Here is a 24,568-nt window from a genome sequence, read left to right as displayed (position 1 = left end):
GCAACCATCCTACGTGCGTAGCTCTGGGGGAACGCCGAGGATTCGCTCAGGTTCGCGAATAACCGATCATCCGGTGGAGCACGTGGGCAGCGCGTCGAGGTCTCCCCCGTCGCTCAACGCGGTCATGACGTCGAGTGCGTCATCGAGAGTACCAACCGCGAATACTTGCAAACCGTCGGGCACATGACCGACGACTTCATCACAGTTGGTCTCCGGTGCGAGGAAGTATTCCGCGCCCGCATCCAGCGCTCCCCACAGCTTTTGACGGATACCTCCGATGGCGCCCACGGTGCCGTCGGCGCTAATCGTCCCGGTGCCGGCCACGTCTTTGCCCCCATTGAGGTCATCCGGTGTCAGTGTGTCGATAATCCCGAGCGCGAACATCATGCCGGCACTCGGACCACCAACATTGTTCAGTTCGATCGATACATCGATCGGAAAGTCGTAGTCATGGAGGAGGGAAACACCGAGAATCCAGCTTTTCTCACCGTCACTGGTCGTCTCCTCCGGGGTGACTGTCATCTGCTGTTCGGCGCCGTCACGCTCAACAACGAGGTCGAGAGGGGCACCTTCTCCGGCAGCGATCACCGCACGCAGAGCGTCGGCATCGGCGACTGACTCCCCGTCTGCAGAGACGATGACATCTCCCTCGCTGAGCACGCCCTCAGCCGCGGACCCCTCTTGGACGGCATACACCGTGACGACAGATGTCACGTCGTAGCCGAGTTCAGTCAGTGCTGCCGCCTTCGCCTCGGATTGCGAATCGACCATCATCGCGGTGCTCGCAGCGTCGCGCTCTTCGGTTGTTTGCCCTTCGGGAAAAACCGAATCGATCGGGACGACCGCCTTCGACTGGTCGAACCACGCCATTGCGAGCTCGAACCATGAGGGCGTGCGGTCCCGATTGCCGAGCACTTGCACCGTCAACAGATCCAAAGTGCCGGACGTCGGGTAGGTCTCAGCTCCGTCGACAGTAATCAGCTGCACATCGTCACCTTCGGCATCCGTCACGCTTCCGAGCGTGTTGTATACCGGACCGGGCTGCTGTACGACGAACGATGTTGGCAGGAATGACAGCACCAGAAGCAATGCCAGTGCAACGACAAGTGACCAAATACCAGCGACCGTGCGTTTAGACGGGCGGCGCCGGGCTGGCGGCACTATCGTCACGTCCTCGTCAAACAGCGACACAGGTTCCTTCTCTCGATTTGTTATCGTTCGCGACCGGCGTACGACGTCGAGATACTGAGTCGGGCAGTGCGATGATCCGTGCGACTAGCGTAGATGGACAGGCTTCGATCGGGCTGAAAGGCGGCTGACATGGCAGACGACGAGGGGCAGCGCCCCGAAGATGAGTTCCAAGAATTACTGCGCCAGCTGTTTGGCGGTGACGGCACTATAGATCCCGAGCAGCTTTCCAAGCTCTCGGGCATGAACGTCGACCCGGCAATGATGCAACAGATGATGCAGCAGCTGCAGGGGGCCTTCGCGCAGGCAGGCGGTGAAAACGATCCGCAGATCTCCTGGGACAATGCCAAACGCGCCGCACTTCACATCGCCAATCAGAGCGACCTCGGAATCACCGGCGGCAACCGCCGAGACCTCGATCAAGCTTTCACACTCGCAACGCTGTGGTTGGGCGAGGCCACGACAGTCTCGGAACTGGCGGCTCCCCCGCAGGCAATGACGCGCGGAGCTTGGGTCGAAAAAACGCTAGAGGTCTGGCAAGAGCTCGCCGCACCCGTTGCCTCAAGCATTGCGGACGCGCTCACATCGGCACTAGACCAGCAGGTGCCGGAAGAGATGCAGGGGCTCGTCGAGGGCGCCGGGCGGCTCATGCGGTCAGTGGGCGGTTCGCTCTTCGCGGCGCAGCTCGGGCAGGTTGTCGGCAAGCTTTCAACCGAAGTTGTGAGCGGTGGCGACGTAGGAATCCCCGTGATGCCTGCTGGTGAGGCAGCTATTTTGCCGCAGAACTTTGCCGATTTCGGCCGCGACCTCGAGATCCCCGAAGATCAGCTCGCGTTGTATATCGCGACGCGGGAGCTGGCGCACGCGCGACTTTTCCGGCACGCGAAGTGGCTGCGTCTAGATGTAATCACCCAGGTCACCGAATTTGCTCAGGGCATTCATGTCGACACAGACGCGCTTGAAGATCTCGCAGGACGCTTCGATCCTTCGGAGCCGGAAGAGCTGAGAAGAGCGCTCGAAAGTGGAGCGCTGCTCCCAGCCCACTCTCCAGTGCAGGTAGCCGCACTCGGGCGCCTCGAGAACCTCCTCGCTCTCGTCGAGGGCTGGGTCGACATCGTCACCGAAGACGCGACATCACGACTGCCGAGTGCTGATCGGATCGCCGAGACGGTGCGCCGCCGCCGCGCAGCGGGTGGGCCGGCGGAGAAGGCGCTCGGCTCCCTCGTCGGCCTCGAGCTTCGTCCCAGACGTATGCGTGAAGCCGCAGCCATGTGGCGTGCTGTGACCGCAGCGGTCGGTGTCGGAGCGCGCGACGCGCTGTGGGACTACCCCGATCTCATGCCCTCGTCGGAAGACATCGATGACCCAGCAGCTTTGATCGCGCGACTCGAGGCGCGTGCTCGCGGCGAAGAACCTGAGCGTGACGCGATGGATGATGCACTCGCAGAGCTGCTTGCCAGTGAGATCGACGATGACAAGGGAGATGAGAACCCGACGGGACCTCAACCCGTCTGACGTCTCTCCACCGATCCCGATTCTTCCGCGAGCCACATTATTCTGTGGATAACCCGCGTCGCGGCTCACGAACGCGCACAATCGGGACATGTTTCGTCTTGATCCTTCGTTCCCGCCCGTATGGGCGACGCCTGAGCGATTGCAATTCGGCGTCGACGCCGTCGTGACGGTTTCGGACCCGGCCCCGTGGGTTCAACGCATCGTGAACGAACTTCGCAAGGGCATCCCGGAGCTTGCGTACGCGGGAGTCGCAAGGAGCTTTGGCGCAGGACCAGGCGAAGCCGACGCTCTACTCTCCCTCCTTTCGCCCGCGCTTGAGAGACCGCAGAAGCCGCGAATTCGAGCCCACCTCTGGATGGGTGAACGGCCCGATGCAGAGCCGCTCGACATTTTCACTGATGCACTAGCGAAGTACGGAGTCGACCTCATTCCATCGCCTCGCGAGGCGGATTTTGAGATTCTGGTGGCGCGGGATGTGATCGATCCTCACCGCGCCGCAGCCGCAGCGCGCGATGACATCGTGCACGTGCCGGTCGTCTTTTGCGGCCGGACGGCGACCATCGGGCCCATCGTCGTCCCGGGCGTGACGCCCTGCATTGCGTGCGGTCATGCCTACCAGCGTGACGCGCGTCCCGAGTGGCCAATCGTCGCGGCTCAGGCGCTCGGCCGTTCCCTCGGCGACCTCGACCCCGCTCTCGTCCTCGAAGCCGGCACGGCCACTGGTCGCCTCATGCGGGTGGTAGACGCACGCCCGGTCTCTGCTCTATCGGTGACTGTCGACGCTGCCGGCCTGCACCAGAAGGTTCGCGTGCATCAACCGCACCCAGAGTGCCGGTGCCAATCTCTCGAAGGAAACGGGACGGCTGGCGCTCTCGGGCGCCGGCTCCTCGAGACCACGACAACGACAACGTTTGCTCAGCCCGCGTGATCCCCACGTAGGCAAGACGACGTTCCTCATCTATCTGATCGAAAGTCGATGCATACGAAATCGGGAGTTGGCCTTCCGCCAGGCCGACGAAGTACACGTGCTTCCATTCGAGGCCTTTTGCCGCATGCAGGGTCGACAGCGTGACAGTCCGCAGCGAAGGTTCGTGTTGGTCTTTCGCTCGCGCAAGAAGCTGATCAGCAAATTCGCGCAGTGTCGTTCCTTCGGTCGCTTCCTCAGCAAGACGCAATATCGCCGATCGAGCCTCCCAGGCTTCACGAAGAGCCCCGCCCGCTGGGGGTGCTTCGTCGACGAGCCCGAGCGAGCGGAGCACATCGCGAACACCATCTCGAAAACCGTGCTGTTGCGGAGCGACGGATGCTGCCCGCAGCGCCATAATCGCTTGGCGCACCTCCGGCAGATCGAAAAAGCGTTTGCCACCGAGAACCGTCGTCGGAATCGAGACATCCGACAGGGCAGTGATGATTTCGGGCGACTGCGAGTGCGCACGATAAAGCACCGCAATGTCCTCCACGGGGATGCCGTCTCGCACCTGAGCAGCAACTGCCGCTGCTACGCCACGCGCTTCGGCATTCTCGTCGGGGTATGCCGTCGCTACCGGCATGGGGGCAGGAGCCGCACGCGCGGCCGAGAGCACCAGAGCGCCCGGGCGACCGCGCATGAGAGCATTCGCAACCGCGACGACCTGGGGAGATGACCGGTAATTCTGCCGAAGCTTGACGACGTGCGCGTCGTCGTATCTGCGCTCGAAATCAAGCAAGAAATGCGGCTGAGCTCCGGCAAATGAGTAAATAGTCTGGCTCGCATCCCCCACGACGCAGATGTCACGCCGGTCCCCCAGCCACAGCTCGAGGAGACGATTTTGCAGAGGCGAGACGTCTTGGAATTCATCCACGGTGAAGTGGCGATACTGCTCGCGGACGGCCTTCGCGACGCGCGGCTCGCTCTCGATCATGCCCGCGCATGCAAGAAGCACGTCTTCGAAATCCAGCTGCCGGCGCGCATCCTTAACTCGCTCGTATGAGCGCTGCAGATCTGCGAGCGCAGCCCCAGATAACCTGCCCACACCGTCTGGGCGCTCAGCGAGGCCCTCCTCGACACTTCGCATCGTCACCTTCCGCCACTCGATGTGGCTAGCGGCGTCGCGAAGAGTCGGCGTGTCCGGGTGCATTCCAATCTCGTCCGCCGCATGGGCAAGCAGTCGAACTTTGTTGTCGATGAGAGAAGGTGGTGCGTCCCCTGCGATCGTGGGCCAGAAAAAGTTCAGTTGTGCCAACGCTGCAGCATGGAACGTGCGGGCCGAAACGCCGACAACGCCGAGGGAACGCAGACGTCCGCGCATCTCGCCCGCAGCTTTCGCCGTAAACGTGACGGCCATCACTCTTCCGGGCGAATACGCACCGGTGTCGACTCCATGCGCAATGCGCCGAGTGATGACACGCGTTTTTCCCGTACCAGCTCCGGCCAACACGCAGAGCGGTCCGCGCAGCGTTCGAACAGCTTCGGCCTGTTCTTCGTCGAGGCCATCCCAAATATCAGCGCTCACGAAACCTCCGCGTGCCAGTGCGAAATGAGGCGCGCCGCGATCGACGATGGACCTGGAAGAAGCACGTCTCCCTCACCCGCGAGCGCGGCGCCGATCTCGGCGCGATCAAACCAGCGCACCTGCAAAATCTCGGTGCCATCGGGCACTGCAGCATCAGCATCCACTGCTGTCGCGTAGAAGCCCAGCATCAACGATCTGGGGTACGGCCACGGCTGCGAGCCCATGTATCGCACGCTGGAAAGGTCGACGCCACACTCTTCTGCCACTTCGCGCTCGACAGCGCTTTCCAGCGACTCGCCCGCCTCGACGAAGCCTGCGAAACACGAGTAGCGATTGGACTCCCACATCGCGTTCGAGCCGAGCAACAGCCGAGACGAATCTTGGTCTGTCACAGCGACAATGACCGCGGGGTCGGTTCGTGGAAAATGCTGACGTCCACACACCGGGCATTGGCGAGACCATCCCGCCTGAGTAACATCCGTACGTGATCCGCAAGCCGAACAGAATGGTGCGGCCACGAGCCAACGCCCGATACTGATTGCGACGACGAAAACCTCAGCGTCAACTTTTTCTAAGAACGCCGAATGAGTACGGAGAGTCCCCCACGCTGAAAGCGGCTCGATCGACGCGAAGTCTTCCGGATCGAACACAGCAGCAAGCACGGGTCGAGCGTCGCCATCACGCCCAAGGAACGCCCACGCTTTCGGGAACGGAATCGACTCCGGAGAGAGATATCGAAGCTTCGTCGGGGATTCCAGCGCGGCTTTATCGCCGCAAACAAGTATCACTCGAGTATCGCTGGCAGCCCGTAGCTGTTCCAGGAGCAAAGGCTCATCCCGCTCTGCTGCGGACCGATTCCACTCGTGCACAGATGGTGCTGACTGCGAAACGACATCATCAGCCGTCATCGATACCTCCTCGAAGGGCGTGGCGCGAGCGCGCGGCGTGACGCCCGACCTAACCTGGGGGCATGGGACGCTCTTCCTTCACTCTAGCCGCGGCTGTTACAGCAGCACTGCCTCACGCGGAGGTCGTTCGTGTCGGCGCCCTCAGCGAGGGGAACTCTGGGCGTTTCGACTCAGCCGTCGTCGACCTCTCCGACGGGAATCGCGTCGTTGTACGTGCTCCCGTAGACGCGGACGCCGCGCACGAACTGACGACGAGTGCACGAGCGCTGCGCGCTCTGAGTCCAGGTGTGCGAGCGCTGCTGCCATTTCGCGCACCCGAGGTTCTCGGCGACGCAGAAATTGCCGATGCGCGCGTTCTCGTCGTCGACTTTCTCGACGGATACCGCCTCACTGCAGCCGACGTGCCAGCCGGCCCCGGTGCCGCGCGCTCGATCGGCGCGGCAATCGCTGCTATCCACGGTTTGCCCGTTTCGATCGTCCGCGATGAAGGCTTACCAGTGCGGCCGCCCGAGCACGTTCGGGCAGATGTGCGCCGGCTCGTCGAACGCGCAATCGCGACTGGGCGCATCCCTGACGCATTGCGCGATCGCTGGCACCGAGCGATTGAAGCCGATACTCTCTGGCGGTTCGAACCTGCCGTGATCCTCGGCAGCGCTGATGCTTCTTCTTTCGTTTTCATCGACGATGACCTGGAGCCGCGCGTCGGTGCAATCCTCGACTGGCACGAACTGAGTGTGGGCGATCCCGCGAGCGATCTCCGATGGCTCGCCGGTGCTCCGACCGCCGCAGCAGATGTGACCGACGCTTATCTGAACGCAGTTCGCCGCTCCCCCGATGCCATGCTCAATGAGCGTGCGCGGCTCTACGCCGAACTGGAATTTGCACGCTGGCTCGTTCACGGCGTCGATAGCGATAGAGAAGATATCGTTTCTGACGCTCAAGACCTCCTGGTATCGCTCGCCGAGGGCACCGAGGGCGATGACTTTGTCCCACGTGCGACAGGCGTAGATGATGCGATAGCGCTCCTCGCACATGTGCCGTCGACAGCGAACCCATCAACATCAGAAGCCTCGAGCACCTCGATGCAAACTGACGCCTACGATCCGGAAAAGCTCTCGGCATATCTTGCTGCGGATCAAGAGGAACCGCTGCGCGACGCTGCCGGAGCATCCGCTGATACGGCGCCAATCGACCTCGGGGCGTGGACTGCCATGGCCGCGACAAATGAGGCTCTCACTGATGAGGAACAAGAAGCAGCACGCGCTTCTGCTGCAGCTCTTCGTCGATGGGGTCAGAGCGACTGACCCGCTTCATCCGCGAACAACGATGTCGTGCGCGACGTAATAGAGCGCAACGTCAATGTCATCCATCGGTACCCCGTATTTGGCATTGTAGGCACGACGATAAAGCTCGATTTGAAGCATCCTTGCCTCTTTCTCAGCCGCGGTTCGCGGGGGCGCGCCCGTCTTCCAATCGACAATCTCAATTCGATTACCACGGTCTTCGCGCACGTAAACCGCGTCGATCTTGCAAATAGCGATGTGCGGTCGCTCGTCGAGTCCGACAAACGTGAAGTCAATCTCAGTTTCGACGGCAATAGGCTGACGACTGCCCCACTCCGATGCTTCGAAGCGTCGCTGCAACTCCGCAAGCGCGGTCGCATCGCCGGCATCGGCACTCTGCTCACCGTCTTCGACCTCCCACAGCGCATCATCGAGTGAACCACCTGAGCTGGACCGGCCGGATCGCTGCTCGACCCACGCATGGAAAAGCGTGCCCCGTCTCGTCTGGCGGTATGGACGTTCTGGCAGCGGTCGTTCAATCGCAGCGACCGCGCCCGCGTAGTCGTGCACGAATTCTTTGTACCGCGACGCCGGGATACGCGTTGGTGCGCGACCCACCACGGCGGGAGCGCTGAGCGCGTCTCTCTCGGCCAGCAGCAGAGCGAGGTCTCGCGTAGGAGCAGCACGAATCGAGACTCGCGCTTGTTCGACGAGATCTGCCGCGGCAACAACACGCTCAGCCCGGGAACCAAGCGCATCGAGTGGCCAGCTCAAGGTGCGACGCTCATCGGCGTATGGATCATCTCCTGGGTCCTGCACGTCGAACTGCATGTCGAGAACGTGCGCCGCCTCCTCGAGAAAACGACTTGCCCTCCGAGGGCGCTTTGTTCCTGACCAGGCCGAACCGGTAAGCAATAAGCGGTCTCGCGCGCGTGTCACAGCGACATATGCAAGCCTTCGGTCTTCATCGAGTTGCCGGTTCCGATGAGCATCGACGCTGGCTTCAAGCGCAGCTTTCAGATCCTGCTGAGTCTCTGCGCTCCGCCACGCGAACATCGGTAGCCAGTCCACATCACCGCGAAAATCGTAAGGCAAAACTCCAAACGTGAGCCACCCCTTGGTATCTTTCGCGGCAGTTGGCAGTTCGTCTTCGACCATACGAACGACGGCGACAGCATCCCATTCGAGTCCTTTAGACCCGTGAATCGTGAGCAATTGGACGACATCAGATTCGGGCGGTTCGGTCCGCGGCGCGAACTCGTCCACCTGCTCGGCATGCTCGAGCCACGCCAAGAGGCTCGGGATCGAGCCAGATTCATCAGCTGCAAGAAACCCATGGACCTCTGCGAGGAATGCGCGCAATTGCGCGGAGGCGATGCGGGCAGGCCCTCGCGTTTCGTTCGCGGCGAGCTCGATGTCGAGCCTGAGTTCGATCTCGATAAGCCGTATGAGCTCAGGAATTGGCGCATCTGCAGCGCGGCGAAGACCGGCAAATGTGGCGCCGGCATCCCGAAGACGCTCACGAGCGAGAGGCGTGAAACCCTCCAGCCAACGGTGATCGTCACGGTGCCTCGCTATAAAGTCCAGCGCGTCGGCAAGAGTGCCCCGATCTCCGTCGCTCGAGTTACGGAGACCATCACTCACGCTCTGCGAGAGCGGACGGAGTGCGGCATCATGCGTCGCAAGGCGACGCGCGAGGCTCGCGAGCGCGCGGAGGTCTGAGAGGCCAATCGACCACCGCGGGCCAGCGAGCAACCGAATCAAGGCGGATCCTGCTGTCGGCTCGCAGACAACTCGAAGCGCAGAGACCACGTCAACCACTTCGGGTGTGGAGAGCAAACCACCGAGCCCCAGAATTCGATGCGGGACGCCGTAGGCGCCGAGAGCATCGGCAAAGCGCGTCATGTGACGCTTACTTCGAAACAACACAGCCGAGGTCTTGGGCGTTTTTCCTCCTGCGCGCATTCCTGCAAACCAAGCAGCGACGCGATCGGCCTCGGAGTCGATATCGGAATCAAGTGCGATCTGGACTTCGCCCAGCGGCGCCCCGGATCGGGGCTGAAGCTCACCGACTGACACGGGCGACCTCGCAGCGAGTGGCTCAAGGAGCGCGTTCGCCACTTTCAATATGTCCGACCCGTTTCGCCAACTCGTCAGCAATGAGAACGTTGAGACCCTGCACGCTTCTTCGTTTTGAGCGTCGCCTGACCGTCCAAATGCGTGTGAAAATCCGCCTAGATTTCCGGCGCTAGCTCCTCTCCACCCGTAAATCGCCTGGTGCGGATCACCAACAGCCATGACAGCTCCGCCACGAAACAACGTAGCGAGCAACTCGGTCTGCGCAACGGATGTGTCTTGGTATTCGTCGAGGAGCACGACGCGGTACCTCGATCGGATCTCTGCCGCTGTCGCGGGGTATGCGCCGACCAAATCAAGCGCGCCTGCAACCTGGTCAGAAAAATCAATGACACCATTTCGCTGTTTCAATGCTGCATAATCGCGCGCCAGAGCTGTCAAGAGCGGAAGCGCCGATACTCTTCGCTCAGCTTCGGCGATGTCGGCGTAGACGGTCGTTCGCGCGTTAGTGGAGGGCCGCTCACGCACGGAGGAGAACTCTCGTGCATACGCATCGACGCTGTCGAAGTCCGCGCCGTTGTCTACGCCGTCGCGCGCAATGCGAAGCGCCGCATCGACGATCGACCGCAGTGACTCTGATCGCTCTTCAAGTCGGGAGTCGTCGCTCGAAAGTAGCGTTCGGCGCATCATTAGCCACGCTGCTGACTCCGAAAGCACCACTGCCTCAGGATCGCGGCCTGCACGCACTGCGTGTTCGCGCACGATCGCATCCGCGAAGCTGTTGTAGGTCGACACGGTAGGGCGCGAAAGAAGGTCCACCGCTACCGAAGTTTCAGTGTTGGTCTGGAACCGCTGCTGCAGGTCTGCGAGCGCTTGAAATCTTGCCGCCTCATCTCCTGTGCTTTCAAATCCCGAAAAGACCTGGAGCATGCCCGACGAGTGAAGCTCACCAAGCCGCGGAAGCAGTCCGTGACGGCCAAAGTCGTCGAGCCGCGTCAACCTGCGATGGATTCGCTCGGATAACTCCCCCGCCGCTTTACGCGTGAACGTCAAGCCCAGTATTTCGTCGCGCGCCACAAGGCCATTTGCGACGAGCCACACGACACGAGAGGCCATCGTTTCGGTCTTGCCGCTTCCGGCGCCCGCAACGACCAGCGCGGGAGATAGCGGCGACTCGATAACCGCGACTTGCTCGTCGGTCGGCGGAAACTGTCCAAGCGCTGCAGCAATCGCATGAGCCGAGATGGTCGGCTGCACGGTGGTGGAACGCTCTTTTGAGCTGGTCACGACGAACTCACCGCGCTGATGGTGTGAATGCGGCAGAGGCCAAACGAGTGCTCGTCTCGGCAGTGCTGCTCGTACGGCGCGGTAAAGCTCACGCCTTGCATGACGGATGCCGCGGCCTGCACTCGCTCGATGAAGGCCGATCGCTCTTCGGCGGATAGGGGGGCCTGATGCGGTGTGACGAAGTCGCGCGAGGCCGCGCTCGGAGTCAAGACGAGCAGCTTCGCCCCGCCCGACGGCAGCCCGGCAGTTCCCGGGATCACACCGGTTGCAAAGGCCAGTTGGTAGGCCGCGAGTTGTGCGTTGCCGGCGACTTTCGCATCGGTCTGCGGCTCACTCTTTCCCGTTTTCAAGTCCACGATTTCGACGGCGCCATCGGCGCGCTGCTCGACTCGATCGATATACCCACTCAAGATCACGCCATGCTGGTCGCTGGTTCCAGGCTCACGCTCGAGACCGGTGAGCGGCAGCGGCACTTCGAAGTGCGGTTCCGCTTCGACGAGCCTGCCTCCTTCTGCTTCGAATTTTCGAAGATAGAGATGCAGTCGCCGCACGAGATCGCCCGCGCGCGCCCGTTCCGCACGATCCCGCCAGGGCGATTCGAACTCCAACTCACCCCACCGCGAGTTGACAACACGCATCATGCTCTCTTCAGAGATCGAATCGGCGGTCTCGAGCGCGGCATGAATTATCGTTCCGAGGCCCGCAACAGCTCCGCCGGGATCGCCACCCAGGTCACCGATCACCCAGTTGAGTTCACACTCTTCGATCGTGTGCATGAGTGAGGGCGAGACGCGAATATCTTCGCGCGACACATCGCGAAGCGGACTGGTCGACGTCGGAAAGAGTCCCGTGTACCAAGAATCAGGCGATGCACCCGCGACTCCAGCGTCAGCAAGAAGTGCAAGCTGCTCGGCGGCACCCATGCGCGCGCCGGGTGCGCTCCGGTGATCGGTAAGCGTGCGGCGATGTGCAGCAACGAGTCCTCGCAGTGTCAACGGGTGCTCTGACCCGGCAGCCAGAGGCTCCGGAGGTGGAAGAAGATCGAAGATCACGCTCGGTCCATTGTCGTCATCGTCGACAGCCGTGATCATGAGTCGGCGCCGTGCGCGTGAAATCGCCCGTACAAACAGCCGCAGTTCATCGTGCATCGCGCTGCGCCGGCGATCGATGGTGTCGTCGGCGCCCGCCGCGCCGTCCTGAGCTGCGGCGAGCCGCCAGGTGTCGAGGGCACTGCCACGCAAGCGCGTGTTCGGCCACACGCCCTCTTGCACTCCCGCGACAATCACTGTGTCAAATTCAGTGGATGCTGCTGCGGCTGGAGTAAGTACTCGTACCGCGTCGCGTGAGAGCGACGTTTCGAGCCGGTCCTCTGCGACGTCGCTATCGCTCACGCTGCGGACGAAATCGAGCGCCTCAGCGTCGGGAAGCCGTTCACCGAATCTCTTGGCCGCTTGGAACAAAGAAACGATGGCATCAAGGTCGCGGTTGGCAGCAGCAGCAAGTGGACCCGTTCCTCGAGAGGCTTCATGCCATGTCCGCTCGTTGCCGCTGCGCTCCCACGCGGTCCACAGGAGCTCATGCGCGCTCGCGCCACCGACTCGTTGCTCTGCCAAAAGCGTGATGGTCTCTGCGACTCGTGCGGCACGCCGGCCTTCTCGCGTGTCCAGCAGCACGAACTCGATCGGGTTCCGCATCGCTGACATCAAAAGTTCTCGCGCGGGGCGGATTCCGCCCTCGGAAAGCTCCGTGTGGCGAAGTGCCGAGCGGAGCCGTCGCAACTCGATGGGATCCATACCGGCGCCTTGGAGCGCATCTTCGACTGCCGACAGTTCCCAGGCAGTTTCATCGACGGCAAGCGACACGACTCGCAACAAATCACGAACGGGTCGCAGCGCACCCAGGGTAGATCCCGGACCGCTCGCATGCGCTGGAACCTCTCGTGCGACAAGCTCTGCTTCTAGCTGCGCAACCTGACGACCATCGTGAGCAATCACAGCGCACTGTGACCACGGGATGCCGTCATGAACGTGCCGTTCTCGCAACGCCCGCGCGATCATGTCGAGCTCTTCGCCCGGGGAACGAGCGAGGCGCGAACGCACACTGCCGTCGGCGCCCGCATTTACCGGAGCACTGCGGTGATCGACGACGCCGACCGCGCCGATATGCTGCGTAACGCGGCGCACAAGATCAGTCTGCGCGGGAGTTCCTCGGTGTTGGATGCGCAGTACGTGCAAGCTCCCAAGCGACGCTGTGAGGCGTGCGAAGTTCTCTGGTGTCGCTCCACGGAATGCACCCGACCCGACGTCGGGGTCGCCAAACGCCGTCACAGGCACTCCTCGCTCGAAAAGCGCTTCTGCCAGTTCAATGCCGCCGCGCGTGAGTTCTTGGGCATCGTCGAAAACCACAACGCCGAGATGAGCGGCGGCGCCCGCACGAACCAGCGGAATCGCCTCTCGAATCAACGTCGCGGCATCGCGATAAGCTCCGCGCATCCGCGCTCGAACCTGCAGATACTCCTCCATGAACGACGACATGGCAGCCCACGCCGAGATATCACGTTTCTCAGCCCAATCTCTCAAGCTGCGCGGGTCGATTCCCAGCGTCGTGCACTCCGCAATGAAGGCACGAACCTCGCTGCGAAAACCGGTCGTCGATCGCACGTCAGGGCTGAGTTCGACCGGCCAACGTGACCCGTGATCTTGTTCGTCTTCGGCGTCTCCGTCGAGAAGATCGCGAATAATTTGATCCTCGTCACCACCGGTGAGCAGCTGCGGGCTCTCTCGGCCGGCCGCCACTTCAGCTGCGCGCACAAGTCCATACGCAAACGAGGCGACAGACCGCGCGAGCGGCCCCGACGTTGCCGTGCCTACGGCGAGCCCGAGCTCGTCGCGAAGCGCCGTGGCTGCCGAGCGTGTGGGCGTCAGCACGACAATCGAGTCGGCGCTCACTCCCCGCGCGACAAGCGCAGCAACGCGCGCCACGACTGTCGCAGTCTTGCCGGTACCGGGTGCGCCCACGACAACGAAGGATGCTCCGTGGTCGGCATCAATGATCTCGCGCTGTTCAGAGACGTGCCGCGAGGCGTCGGAGTGAGAACTATCAGCCATCGTCGATAACGGTATCGTTCAACGCCGACATCGGCGCAGAGCGGTCCCGCGTTCGCCAACAGCGTTCAGTACCCGCGCAGTCCGCGCCCACTCGTGTCGTAGAGTCGTGGTGCGCCTTCGGGCAAGAGAGAGGGAGAGACTGTGGAGATCCGCATCGGCATCGCAAACACCGGCCGCGAACTGAACTTCGAGACCAATGAACCGGCCGAGAAAGTGAAGAGCTCGGTTTCGACTGCGCTTGACGACGGCGCAACCCACGTGTCATTCACCGATGTCAAGGGCAACTCGTACATGGTCCCGACGGCGAGTCTCGCCTTCGTCGAATTCGGCACGGAAGAGTCTCGCCGCGTCGGCTTCGTGGCGTAGGTCACACCAGGCACTCGAAGAGAGTAGCTACCCGTGGAAATTCTCCTCGCGTTCATTTTTGGCGCAGCACTGGGTCTTGTTGCCCACTATGCGCTGCCAGGCCGTGACGTGCGCGGCGCAGCACTCGTTCCGCTCCTCGGCGCTGTAACGGGCGGAGTCGTGTGGCTTGCGCTCACCGCTCTCGGCCTCACAACAGCGAGTATTTGGCTATGGGCGGCAGCCGTGGTGATCCCAGCGGCAGTGGTCTTTTCGGCCACAGTTTTGCTGACGCGGGTCCGTCGTGCCCGCGACGAGCGAGTCAAGAAGAGTCTCAAGCTCGTCTGAGCCGCACGGGTTAAGACGCGAGTCCCATGGCTTCCATGCGCCGAGCATGTATGCCCATGATTTCGGTGAAAACTGGCTCGACCTGTTTTTCTTGCTCCTCGACCTCGAGTACGTGCGGTCGAAGCGCGGCGCGCGCGATCAAGAGGGTGTCGCCAACAAGCCGTCGTCCCCACAGCCCGAGCAGAGAAGCCCACTCGTCGCTGCTCGCGATCGTCGACGTCAATATCTCAACGAGAGCATCGCGGTCACTGTCTTGACCGAGGATTCGGGCAACGCGTCGACCGGTATCCCCATATCCCGCCGCAAGAGTTCGGTAGAAGTCGTCGAGCAGACCCGCCGTCAGGTGTACCGAGAGCATCGTCTCTTGCGGCCTACTGCCGTGAGTCGCACGACGGAATGTGTCTAGTTGCTCACGAAACGGAAGCATGAGAGCCGTCGGGTCGTCGCCTCGGTCCCGGATGAGTCCAACAAGCTCACCGTGCTTTCGGAGCGCTGCACCGGCCGCGCGTGACAGCGACTCCTTCTGTGATAGCTCGGGCGTCGCCGCGATGAGTTCACTCAGGGTTTCGACGTATCCGAGCTGCAGATAGGCCGCTTGACCCAAATATGTATCGATATCGGGCGCGAGCGCGGCGAAGTCAACCTTCCGCGCAGCCTGGAGCTCATCTCGGGTGCGAAGCCGGAGGTTGCGCACAGGACGGCGTCGCCGTCGAAACCATTCGAACACGCCCCCAGCATAGAGCCAGGGCATCCTCAGTCCCCTCCGCTATCGTGGGGATGTCCCGGCAACGGATCGGGGCCCCCGCGCCTCTGGTTGAGTGAAAGGCGTGGATCCGCATCGGCGGCGTCTCACGCCGCCACTCACCAGACAGGTTCATATAGTGACGACTTTCGCCGAGCTCGGCGTCGATCAAGACATCGTCGACGCTCTCGCATCGAAGGGCATCGTGGATGCCTTTCCGATTCAAGAACAGACAATTCCGCTCGGACTCCCCGGGCAAGACATCATCGGCCAGGCCAAAACTGGCACTGGCAAGACATTCGGCTTCGGCATCCCCGTTGTACAGCGTCTCGGTCCCGACCCCGAACCCGGAGTGAAAGCTCTGATCGTTGTTCCGACCCGCGAGCTTGCAGTTCAGGTTTTCGAAGACATGGCGATGCTCACGCAGAATCGGCCTACGAGCGTCGTTGCTATCTACGGCGGCAAGGCGTACGAAGGCCAGATCGACCAGTTGCGCGCAGGTGCACAGATCGTCGTTGGCACCCCGGGTCGACTCATTGACCTCGCAAACCAGCGCCTTCTCGATCTGTCGAATGCGACAGAAGTCGTGCTCGACGAGGCAGACAAGATGCTCGACCTCGGTTTCCTTCCCGACATCGAGAAGATCTTCCAGAAGGTTCCGGCAGTGCGCCACACCCAGTTGTTCAGCGCGACCATGCCCGGCCTCATCATCACGCTCGCTCGCCGCTTCATGTCGAACCCGATTCACATGCGCGCCAGCGACCCCGACGAGGGCCTCACCCAGGCGAACATTCGCCATCTCGTATATCGCGCTCACTCCCTCGACAAAGATGAAGTGATTGCGCGGATGCTGCAGGCCGAAGGCCGCGGAAAGTCAGTGATCTTCACGCGCACGAAGCGCGCGGCACAGCGTCTTGTCGACGAGCTCAGCGACCGCGGCTTCAATGCCGGAGCTGTGCATGGCGACATGAGCCAGGAAGCCCGCGAGCGCTCGATGGCTGCGTTCAAGGCCGGTAAGCGAGATGTGCTCATCGCAACTGACGTAGCCGCCCGCGGTATTGACGTTGATGATGTGACGCACGTCATCAACCACACGATTCCCGATGACGAGAAGACTTACCTCCACCGCGCTGGCCGCACCGGGCGCGCCGGGCGCACCGGAATCGCCGTGACTTTCGTGGATTGGGAAGACCTGCATAAGTGGGCCCTGATCAACCGTGCTTTGGAGTTTGGCCAGCCCGAACCTACCGAAACGTATTCATCGAGCCCGCACCTCTACTCGGATCTCAACATCCCCGAGGGCACCAAGGGTCGCCTCTCGACGGCACCCAAGGCTTCGAGTGCTAAGGCTGCAAGCAAAGCGCCGGCTTCTCGCGGTGGCGAGCAGCGCCGACGCCGCCCGGACTCGGCGACCAAACCAGAAGCCGCGTCGAGCGAAGTCCGCGCAGCTGAAGGCGCCGGAACGCACGATGGCGGCGGTAGCGAACACCACGATGGTAACGCGGCCCCGCGCCGTCGCCGCCGCCGCCGGGGACCACGCCCCGCAGATAACGCGGGAACAAACGTCTAGCGCGATTTCAGGTCACCGCTAGAGTGAGTCCGATGTCGCCGGGGAGTGACATCGGACTCACTCTAGAAGGGCACACTCGTGCACGTATTCGCGCAGACAGTTGAGTATCAGGGATTTTGGGGATCGTTCGGCGACCTCATCTGGTGGTTCCTGTCGATCATCATCTTTGTGGGCTACATCTTCGCGATCTTCGCGATCATCACCGACATTTTTCGGGACAACACACTTTCTGGTGGATTCAAGGCACTCTGGCTCCTCGCCATCGTCTTTTTCATGTTCCTGGGCCCGCTGGTCTACCTCATCGTCCGCGGCGGCGGTATGAGCGCACGTAGTGCCGCTCAAGCAAAGCAGTTTCAGGACGCGCAAGACTCTTACATCAAGAAGGTCGCGGGCACGAGCCCGACCCAGGAGATCGCAAAAGCGAAGGAAATGCTCGATTCCGGTGCCATCACCGCGAGCGAGTTCGATCAGCTCAAGGCGAAAGCGCTGAGCTGAACACTCGATTCCGCGACCGAAGCGCCCTCATCGACCTACGGGTAGAAGGGGGCGCTTCCTCGTGCGCTGCTGATGATGCGCGTTACCGCTGCATCCGCCGTCGTGTTCTCCCCTGGCACGTTTGGTTTTCCCCACCCGTGGTAGTCGCTTGAGCCCGTGACGATCAGGTCGTGCTGACTACTCAGCCTTCGAAGCACTTGCTTACCCTCTTCGGTGTTTTCACGATGATCAATTTCGAAACCGGCGAGACCCACAGCGATCAGAGACTCGAGCACGGGCACCGGCATCATTCGGTCACGCCCCGCTGGCGTCGGATGCGCGATGATCGGCACGCCGCCCGCTGAGACGACGAGTTTCACGGCATCTTCTATCGATGGCGCGTAGTGCGGGATGTAATACCCCGCGCGGGGGTGAAGTATGCCGTCGAATGCAGCACTTCGATCTGACGCAAGTCCCCTGGACACGAGAGCGTCAGCGATGTGGGGACGACCCACCGTCGCACCGTCGAACGTCTGAGCAACAACGTCTTCCCACGTCAGGTCGTAATCGCGCCCGATGTTCGCGACGATCGCGGCCGCTCGCCCCATTCGGGAGTCGCGAATACGAACCATTTCGGAGGCGAGATCAGCATTCGTGGGATCGAACAGATAAGCCAGCAGATGAACGCTGCGTCCCTGCTGCCTGGTGCTCAGTTCCATGCCGGGCACGAACGTCATTCCCAGCTCTCGAGCGGCGTCAGCGGCCTCGGACCATCCGGCGGTGGTGTCGTGATCTGTCAGAGCCGCCGTGCGGATTCCCTGTCGAAACGCGGCGGACATGACTGCGGCGGGAGAATCAGTGCCGTCCGATCGCAGCGAGTGGAGGTGAAGATCGCTTGGTCCGCGAAATTGCTCCTGCTCAGCCATCCTTTGAGCGTAGTCCGAGCCGCCGGCATCCGCCGATCTCTCAGCCTCCTACCGTAGAGTCGCCGTCGTGCTGCGCCTGTTCGGACTCCTCCTCACCGTGCTCGGCGCGATTGCTGTGGCGGTGATCTCCTGGCCCCAGTTCTTTCGCCTCGAACGTGACCTCCCCATCGCCCAGGTTGTTTCGTTCCGAGCGCTGATTGTGGTCGGTTTTGCCGCGCTCTTCGTCATCGGACTTGTCTTCGCGGTCATTCGGCCAATCCGCGCGCTCGCCTTGTCGCTGGCGGTGGTTTTTCTAGCCGGAGCTGTTGTCAATGGTGCGATCCTGACCTCGCGGGGTCTCGGATCGCAGACGCTCCCCGATCAGACCGACACCAGCGTTCGAGTGATGACCTGGAACACAGCGGGCGCGGCAACTTCTGCCGAAACAATCGCACAGGCGGCAGTCGCGATGGAGGCGGATATCGTCACGCTCCCCGAAACGACGATCGAGACCGGTACCGAGGTCGCAGTCACCATGGGTGAGCTTGGCCACCCGATGTGGGCACATCACACTCAATCTGGCGAGTGGGATGCGGAGTCCACCACGATCTTGATTTCCCCTGACCTCGGCGACTATTCCGTCATCGAGTCATCGGCCGACGGAACGAGCAATACCTCTACTCTTCCCAGCGCGGTAGCGATGCCCACCGACGGCGACGGGCCGATCGTTGTGGCGGCACACGCAGTCGCGCCGCGCGAGGACTATATGGCGCAGTGGCGCGACGATTTGCAGTGGCTGGCTGATCAGTGTGCGAACGATGCAAACGTGATCATGGCGGGCGATTTCAACGCAACACTCGATCACATGTCGGGTCTCGGAGTCGATGGCGGCGATTTGGGTCAGTGCACCGACACCGCGGCAATCACCGGAAATGGTGCCGTTGGAACGTGGTCCACAGCTCTCCCGGCGCTCCTCGGCGCGCCAATCGATCACGTCATGGTGAGCTCCGGATGGACTGCGACAGGATCTGTTGTCCTGCAGTCACTCGACGATGCGGGAAGCGATCACCGGCCGCTCGTCGTTCAGCTAGAGCCGTCGGAGTAATCGCTGCAATCAGCGTCGGTTCATTCGCGAAGTGCGAGAATTGTGGAATGACAACCACAGGCGATAGCGACACGATTGCATCCGCACCGACGCCCGAGGCAGCCTCCGATGCTCAGCCCGAAGCCGGGACCACCAACCGGCGCCAGCCCTTTCCGCAGGGGTTTCTCACAACGATCTCAACCGGATGGGCGGAACGCACCTCCACTCATGTGACTGCCCGTGCACAGGCGGCTTTCGCCGCGCGCCGACGTTCCGCGGTATCCGAAGCGTTCATAGGTCGACGCGTCGTCGTGCCTGCCGGCGAATTGAAACAGCGCAGCAATGACACCGACTACCCCTTCCGCGCCCACTCAGCGTTCTCGCACTTGACGGGGTGGGCCAGCGACACCGAACCCGGCGCCGTGCTGGTGTTCGACCCCAACGGTGACGGCCACGACGTCACGCTCTATTTCCGGGAGCGAGCTGATCGCAACACCACCGAGTTCTACGCTGATTCGACCGTGGGAGAGTTCTGGATTGGACCGCGCCCTTCTCTTTCAGAGGTTGCGGAAGACCTCAACATCGCAACAGCGCATATTGCGGACTTCACGTCAGGTCCCGGCGACGTGGTCGTTGAGGAGAACGCCGAGCTCACGCAGTTCGTTTCGGAGCTTCGGCTGATCAAAGATGAATTCGAGATCCAGCAGCTTCAGCTCGCGGTCAACACGACTGCGGCGGGCTTCGACGACATCGTGCGCGAGCTGCCCTCCATCGCGGCTCACCCCCGCGGTGAGAGGGTAGTCGAGGGTGTTTTCCATCGTCGCGCTCGCAGCGACGGGAACGGCGAAGGGTACGACACGATTGCCGCATCCGGACCTCACGCCTGCTATCTGCACTGGACGCGCAACGACGGCGCGGTTTCGCCGGGTGATCTAATCCTGATCGACGCCGGTGTGGAGGTCGACAGCCTCTACACGGCAGATATCACCCGCACCCTGCCTGTCAACGGAACGTTCAGCGCCGTGCAGCGAAAAGTATATGAAGCCGTGCGCGAGGCGGCCGATGCGGCATTCGCCATCGCCGCCCCTGGCGTGAAATTTCGCGACCTCCACAACACCGCAATGAGCGTTATCGCCCAGCGAGTCGCCGAGTGGGGCCTGCTCCCCGTGACCGCGGAGGAAGCCCTCGATGCGGACTCAGGTGGTCAGCACCGCCGGTATATGGTGCACGGCACGAGCCACCACCTGGGAATCGATGTGCATGACTGCGCCGCAGCGCGCCGAGAGATGTACTACGACGGCGTATTGCTGCCGGGAATGGTGTTCACGATCGAACCCGGCCTCTACTTTCAGATCGATGATCTGACTGTTCCGGAAGAATTTCGTGGCATCGGTGTTCGCATCGAGGACGACATTCTTTTGACCGACCAGGGCGCCATCAACCTCTCGGGCGATATGCCCCGCACTGCTGATGAAATCGAGCAGTGGATTGCGCGTCTCGCGAGCTAGCGCTGAGGAACGTTACGACGAGGGGCGCTCCTGTTCGGGGTGCCCCTCCGTCGTGTCTTGAGAAACTGGCGGCGTGATGCGCTCACCATAGCGCGGCGGCTCAGAGTCAACGTTAGAAGGAGCCGGAGCGGAAGGGCGAGCAGCCTGCGGTTTGCTCTCCGATAGTGTTGCCGCATTCGGTCCGGATGCGGCCGTCACAGCATTGCCGCTGAGCACCTGGCGCGCCCGCTGCACGCTCGTTGGCGCGACAGTGACGTCGTAACTATCAGCGACGATCTGCATGACGGAGGCGAAGTCGCGTCGGCGCCGCAGAAATGAGTACGTGATGATGCTCAACAGCATTCCGATCGCGATGCCCACCAGCAGTACACCCGCGAACGCCTGAATAGGTGCCGCCGGATCCCCGAGAACGAAGATGAAGGAGAACAGCAGACCGAGAAGGAGGCCATTGAGCGCACCGCTGCGCGCAGCCGCGGCGTAGCCAAGGCGACCAGTCACGCGTTCGACCGAACGCAACCCGTTGCCGACAATCGCTATTTGCTTCGCGGGCACCTCTCCCGCGATGAGCGACGAGACTGCTTTCTGCGCAGCCTCATACGAGGGGTAGCTCGCGATCGTGTCGCCAACTTCGCCCCGCGCTGGAGGATATCCACCCGAAATAGTCATGTACCCATCATCGCATCGCATCTGGCGTGGTGACGCGGTCGTGGTGCGCTGCCGCCTACTACGCTTGAGTGTGTGAGTACGCAACGGGTTTTCGCCGCACGCCTGGCTGGCTGCTCGGTTTTCGACCCCGCTGGCGATCGTCTTGGCAAGGTGCGCGACGTTGTCGTGATCTACCGCACCACCGAAGCCCCTCGTGTCGTCGGACTCGTCGTTGAAATTCCTGGTCGACGCCACGTTTTCGTGTCGATAGGGCGCGTGACGTCAATAGCCACCGGCCAAGTGATCACGACCGGACTCATCAATGTTCGCCGCTTCCAGCAGCGCGGCGGTGAAGTTCGAGTCATCACCGAGCTACTCGGGCGCAAAGTGTATTTGAAGGACGGAACGGGTCGAGCCGTCATCGAGGATGTCGCAATCGAGCGAAACAGACTCGGCGAATGGGATGTCGGACAGCTCTTCCTGCGACGCCCCAAAACCAGCTCCGCGCCTTTCGCGAAAGGCGCAACGACCTTTGCGGATTGGAAAGCGATCCGCGAGACGCAAGAGCCGGGTGAACCGCAGTCTGCTGAGCAGCTGGTAGCGAGCCTTGCAGAGCTCAAGCCCGCGGATCTTGCCAATACACTGCTCGACCTTCCCGAAGAACGCTTCATTGAGGTAGCGGGAGAGCTCCCCGATGATCGCCTCGCTGATGCGCTAGAAGAAATGCCGGAAGAAGATCAGGTCCACATCCTCGAGGCACTCGGGGACGAACGCGCCGCCGACATTCTCGATGCGATGGAACCGGACGACGCCGCGGATCTCCTCGGGCAACTGCCTGACGCGCGCTCCGAAGAACTCCTCGATCTCATGGAGCCGGAAGAGGCCGAAGACGTCCGTGCCCTGTTGAAATACGGGCCAGAGACTGCAGGTGGCCTCATGACGCCCGAGCCCATCGTGCTTTCGGCTGATGCAACGGTTGCCGAAGCGCTCGCGCTCATTAGACGCCACGAGCTGCACCCCGCACTCGCAGCCGCCGTCTACGTGACACTCCCCCCGTACGAGACCCCGACCGGGCGACTGCTCGGAACAGTGCATTTTCAACGGATGCTCCGCTACCCGCCCCATGAACGTCTGGGTGCGATTATCGACGACACCATCGACCCGGTGCCCGCGACAGCTCCTGCAGCCGAGGTTGCCAGGATGCTGGCGAGCTACAACCTGGTGTCACTCCCGGTGACAGACAGCGCGCATCGACTTGTCGGTGCGGTGAGCGTCGATGATGTGCTCGACTACCTCTTGCCTGACGACTGGCGCTCGGGCGACTCTGATGACGGCACCGAAACAGTCGTTGCGAGGACACGATGATGGCGCGAAAGGGTCGGATTCCGGAACTGGACGCGCCCCGCGGACGATCCGGGATGCTGGCACGCACGCCGCGCCCCTCACGCGACCGATTTGGACGCGGCACCGAGTGGATTGCGCGCGCCATGGGAACTCCGTGGTTCCTCATCGCACTAACTCTGTTCTGCGTTGCCTGGATCTCTTGGAATACCATGGCGCCCAACGCGCTGCGGTTTGATTCAGCAGCGAACGGCTTCACAGCGCTGACGCTCGTGCTCTCCTTGCAGGCCTCGTATGCAGCCCCACTGATTCTGCTGGCTCAGAACCGCCAAGACGACCGAGACCGCGTGCAGATCGAGCAGGACCGTCAACGTTCCGAACGCAACCTGGCTGATACGGAGTATCTCGCGCGTGAAGTTGTCGCGCTGCGGATGAAGATCACCGACCTCTCCGAAGAGATCGTCACACGGGACTCCCTGCGGGACGCGCTCAGATCCTTCGTAGAAGACCTTGATGCCCGAGCCGCGGGAGAGTCCGAAGAAGTCGTGGCCGAGCGAGAAGAACGCCGCGAGCGACGAGAACGCGCGGAAAATGCAGAACGGCGCGCTCGTGAACGCTGACGCCGCGAGCGTCCGTTCCGCGGTCTCTGCGGTCATCGACCCCGAACTCCGACGCCCGCTCGGCGAGCTCGACATGATCGGCGATGTGACCGTCGATGATGGCGTCGCGCACGTAAAGGTCGCGCTCACGATTGTCGGGTGCCCCGCGGCGGTTCGCATCGAAAGCGAAGTACGGGAAGCCGCCGCGCATGTTCCCGGAGTCTTACGCGCCGATATCGAAATGGGAGTGATGACTCCCGCGCAACGCTCAGCCCTCACTGAGCGACTTCGTGCTGGCCGACCGCGCGGAGTCGCCTTCACGGCTGACGGCCTTACGCGGGTCATCGCGGTCACAAGCGGTAAGGGGGGCGTCGGAAAGTCGACCCTCACGGCAAACCTCGCGGTTGCGCTAGCCGCACGCGGCCTCTCCGTCGGACTTGTCGACGCGGATGTTCACGGTTTTTCCATACCCGGATTGCTGGGGCTCGTCGACAGCGCTGGCAGAACAGTGCGTCCGACCCGTATCGATCAATTAATCGTGCCGCCCATCGCTTACGACGTGAAAACAGTGTCGATTGGCATGTTCTTGCGCGAAGGCGACGAAGGAGCGGCGGTCGCGTGGCGCGGACCGATGCTCCACCGAACGGTTCAGCAGTTTTTGACCGACGTACATTTCGGTGATCTCGACATCCTGCTGCTCGATATGCCTCCCGGCACCGGCGACGTTGCGATTTCGGTAGGCCAACTCTTACCCCACGCAGACGTTCTCGTCGTGACAACACCGCAGCCCGCGGCAGCAGAGGTTGCGGTGAGGAGCGGAGTTCTCGCCCGCCAGACCGGCCAGCGCGTTGTCGGAGTCATAGAGAACATGGCACCGATGGTCCTCCCCGATGGCACGACGCTCGAACTTTTCGGGTCCGGAGGTGGAGCGGCAGTGGCGGCATCACTCACTGAATCCGGCGATGAGGTACCTCTCGTCGCCTCCGTTCCCTTGAGCTCCGCATTGCGTGTCGCCGGTGACTCTGGTGCACCCATCGTGCTGTCGGATCCGGGCGATCCCGCAGCTCACGCGATCACGGTGTTAGCGGCGAAGATTGCCTCAGAACCTCGCGGTCTGGCTGGACGAAAGCTGCCACTGCAACCAAGGTGATGGG

19 protein-coding genes are annotated in these 24,568 nt (G+C 62.1%); 11 read left to right on the top strand and 8 right to left on the bottom strand.

The window, feature by feature from the left end; genetic code table 11:
• Window positions 1–66: 66 nt before the first annotated feature.
• Window positions 67–1,191 (bottom strand): YlbL family protein, encoded by a 1,125-nt coding sequence (locus G6N83_RS12190; protein ID WP_165142419.1) that lies wholly within the window; start codon window positions 1,189–1,191, stop codon window positions 67–69.
• A gap of 129 nt (window positions 1,192–1,320) precedes the next feature.
• Between G6N83_RS12190 and G6N83_RS12185 the strand changes: the two genes are divergently transcribed.
• Complete coding sequence (locus tag G6N83_RS12185) at window positions 1,321–2,703, top strand: zinc-dependent metalloprotease (RefSeq protein ID WP_165142417.1); 1,383 nt, start codon at window positions 1,321–1,323, stop codon at window positions 2,701–2,703.
• Window positions 2,704–3,431: 728 nt separating this feature from the next.
• Here G6N83_RS12185 and G6N83_RS12180 read toward each other — a convergent pair.
• The gene (locus tag G6N83_RS12180) at window positions 3,432–5,195 is read right to left on the bottom strand and encodes an ATP-dependent helicase (protein ID WP_165142415.1); all 1,764 of its coding nucleotides are present in this window, start codon (window positions 5,193–5,195) and stop codon (window positions 3,432–3,434) included.
• Window positions 5,192–6,103: an NAD(+) diphosphatase gene (gene nudC / locus G6N83_RS12175; RefSeq protein WP_165142413.1), complete on the bottom strand. Its 912-nt coding sequence runs from the start codon at window positions 6,101–6,103 to the stop codon at window positions 5,192–5,194. The genes G6N83_RS12180 and nudC overlap by 4 nt, the downstream gene beginning before the upstream one ends.
• Window positions 6,104–6,165: 62 nt before the next feature.
• Between nudC and G6N83_RS12170 the strand changes: the two genes are divergently transcribed.
• A complete protein-coding gene (locus tag G6N83_RS12170; protein WP_165142411.1) occupies window positions 6,166–7,407 on the top strand; it encodes a phosphotransferase in 1,242 nt (413 codons plus the stop codon).
• A 6-nt stretch (window positions 7,408–7,413) separates the two neighbouring features.
• Here G6N83_RS12170 and G6N83_RS12165 read toward each other — a convergent pair whose 3' ends face one another.
• Both G6N83_RS12165 and G6N83_RS12160 read right to left on the bottom strand, forming a co-directional pair.
• Window positions 7,414–10,749 (bottom strand): UvrD-helicase domain-containing protein, encoded by a 3,336-nt coding sequence (locus tag G6N83_RS12165; RefSeq protein WP_277601908.1) that lies wholly within the window; start codon window positions 10,747–10,749, stop codon window positions 7,414–7,416.
• Entirely contained in the window at window positions 10,746–13,856 is a 3,111-nt protein-coding gene (locus G6N83_RS12160; RefSeq protein WP_165142409.1) for an ATP-dependent helicase, read from the bottom strand. The genes G6N83_RS12165 and G6N83_RS12160 overlap by 4 nt, the downstream gene beginning before the upstream one ends.
• Before the next feature lie 141 nt (window positions 13,857–13,997).
• Between G6N83_RS12160 and G6N83_RS12155 the strand changes: the two genes are divergently transcribed.
• Both G6N83_RS12155 and G6N83_RS12150 read left to right on the top strand, forming a co-directional pair.
• Window positions 13,998–14,222 (top strand): DUF3107 domain-containing protein, encoded by a 225-nt coding sequence (locus G6N83_RS12155; protein WP_165142407.1) that lies wholly within the window; start codon window positions 13,998–14,000, stop codon window positions 14,220–14,222.
• Between the two features lie 33 nt (window positions 14,223–14,255).
• Window positions 14,256–14,546, top strand: a complete 291-nt coding sequence (locus G6N83_RS12150; RefSeq protein ID WP_165142405.1) for a hypothetical protein — start codon at window positions 14,256–14,258, stop codon at window positions 14,544–14,546.
• Between the two features lie 10 nt (window positions 14,547–14,556).
• Here the strand turns inward: G6N83_RS12150 and G6N83_RS12145 are convergent, their stop codons facing one another.
• Window positions 14,557–15,273, bottom strand: a complete 717-nt coding sequence (locus G6N83_RS12145; protein ID WP_165143453.1) for a ferritin-like fold-containing protein — start codon at window positions 15,271–15,273, stop codon at window positions 14,557–14,559.
• Between the two features lie 154 nt (window positions 15,274–15,427).
• Here G6N83_RS12145 and G6N83_RS12140 point away from each other — a divergent pair, with 154 nt between their 5' ends.
• Together G6N83_RS12140 and G6N83_RS12135 are read left to right on the top strand one after the other, a co-directional pair.
• Window positions 15,428–16,858, top strand: coding sequence for a DEAD/DEAH box helicase (locus G6N83_RS12140; protein WP_165142403.1), 1,431 nt, complete (start codon window positions 15,428–15,430; stop codon window positions 16,856–16,858).
• Window positions 16,859–16,936: 78 nt separating this feature from the next.
• Entirely contained in the window at window positions 16,937–17,353 is a 417-nt protein-coding gene (locus G6N83_RS12135) for an SHOCT domain-containing protein (RefSeq protein ID WP_165142401.1), read from the top strand.
• 35 nt (window positions 17,354–17,388) lie between these two features.
• On the opposite strand, the gene G6N83_RS12130 is transcribed toward G6N83_RS12135, so the two are convergent.
• Window positions 17,389–18,258 carry a PHP domain-containing protein gene (locus G6N83_RS12130; protein WP_165142399.1) on the bottom strand — a complete coding sequence of 290 codons (870 nt, stop codon included), beginning with the start codon at window positions 18,256–18,258 and terminating at the stop codon, window positions 17,389–17,391.
• Between the two features lie 67 nt (window positions 18,259–18,325).
• Here G6N83_RS12130 and G6N83_RS12125 point away from each other — a divergent pair, with 67 nt between their 5' ends.
• Both G6N83_RS12125 and G6N83_RS12120 read left to right on the top strand, forming a co-directional pair.
• Window positions 18,326–19,342, top strand: a complete 1,017-nt coding sequence (locus G6N83_RS12125) for an endonuclease/exonuclease/phosphatase family protein (RefSeq protein WP_165142397.1) — start codon at window positions 18,326–18,328, stop codon at window positions 19,340–19,342.
• Between the two features lie 47 nt (window positions 19,343–19,389).
• A complete protein-coding gene (locus G6N83_RS12120; RefSeq protein ID WP_165142395.1) occupies window positions 19,390–20,829 on the top strand; it encodes an aminopeptidase P family protein in 1,440 nt (479 codons plus the stop codon).
• A 12-nt stretch (window positions 20,830–20,841) separates the two neighbouring features.
• Here G6N83_RS12120 and G6N83_RS12115 read toward each other — a convergent pair whose 3' ends face one another.
• Entirely contained in the window at window positions 20,842–21,495 is a 654-nt protein-coding gene (locus G6N83_RS12115; RefSeq protein ID WP_183408396.1) for a YflT domain-containing protein, read from the bottom strand.
• Window positions 21,496–21,567: 72 nt separating this feature from the next.
• Between G6N83_RS12115 and G6N83_RS12110 the strand changes: the two genes are divergently transcribed.
• The 3 genes from G6N83_RS12110 to G6N83_RS12100 are packed head-to-tail and all read left to right on the top strand — an operon-like array spanning window position 21,568 to window position 24,564.
• Complete coding sequence (locus G6N83_RS12110; RefSeq protein ID WP_165142393.1) at window positions 21,568–22,839, top strand: magnesium transporter MgtE N-terminal domain-containing protein; 1,272 nt, start codon at window positions 21,568–21,570, stop codon at window positions 22,837–22,839.
• On the top strand, window positions 22,839–23,435 hold the full coding sequence (locus G6N83_RS12105) for a DUF1003 domain-containing protein (protein WP_165142391.1): 597 nt from the start codon (window positions 22,839–22,841) through the stop codon (window positions 23,433–23,435). The genes G6N83_RS12110 and G6N83_RS12105 overlap by 1 nt, the downstream gene beginning before the upstream one ends.
• A complete protein-coding gene (locus G6N83_RS12100; RefSeq protein ID WP_165143451.1) occupies window positions 23,407–24,564 on the top strand; it encodes an Mrp/NBP35 family ATP-binding protein in 1,158 nt (385 codons plus the stop codon). Before G6N83_RS12105 ends, G6N83_RS12100 begins: the two co-directional genes overlap by 29 nt.
• Window positions 24,565–24,568 lie beyond the last annotated feature (4 nt).

The sequence above is a fragment of the Microbacterium endophyticum genome (assembly GCF_011047135.1).
Taxonomy (GTDB): Bacteria; Actinomycetota; Actinomycetes; order Actinomycetales; family Microbacteriaceae; genus Microbacterium; species Microbacterium endophyticum.
The sequence above is the reverse complement of the archived record's forward strand: the minus strand, read 5'-3'. Positions and strand labels throughout refer to the sequence as shown.

Coding starts and splice junctions, on each gene's coding strand:
- G6N83_RS12130 (WP_165142399.1), bottom strand. CDS start 18,258: ATGGCTGAGCAGGAGCAATTTCGCGGACCAAGCGATCTTCACCTCCAC.
- G6N83_RS12115 (WP_183408396.1), bottom strand. CDS start 21,495: ATGACTATTTCGGGTGGATATCCTCCAGCGCGGGGCGAAGTTGGCGAC.
- G6N83_RS12170 (WP_165142411.1), top strand. CDS start 6,166: ATGGGACGCTCTTCCTTCACTCTAGCCGCGGCTGTTACAGCAGCACTG.
- G6N83_RS12105 (WP_165142391.1), top strand. CDS start 22,839: ATGGCGCGAAAGGGTCGGATTCCGGAACTGGACGCGCCCCGCGGACGA.
- G6N83_RS12185 (WP_165142417.1), top strand. CDS start 1,321: ATGGCAGACGACGAGGGGCAGCGCCCCGAAGATGAGTTCCAAGAATTA.
- G6N83_RS12160 (WP_165142409.1), bottom strand. CDS start 13,856: ATGGCTGATAGTTCTCACTCCGACGCCTCGCGGCACGTCTCTGAACAG.
- nudC (WP_165142413.1), bottom strand. CDS start 6,103: ATGACGGCTGATGATGTCGTTTCGCAGTCAGCACCATCTGTGCACGAG.
- G6N83_RS12100 (WP_165143451.1), top strand. CDS start 23,407: ATGCAGAACGGCGCGCTCGTGAACGCTGACGCCGCGAGCGTCCGTTCC.
- G6N83_RS12120 (WP_165142395.1), top strand. CDS start 19,390: ATGACAACCACAGGCGATAGCGACACGATTGCATCCGCACCGACGCCC.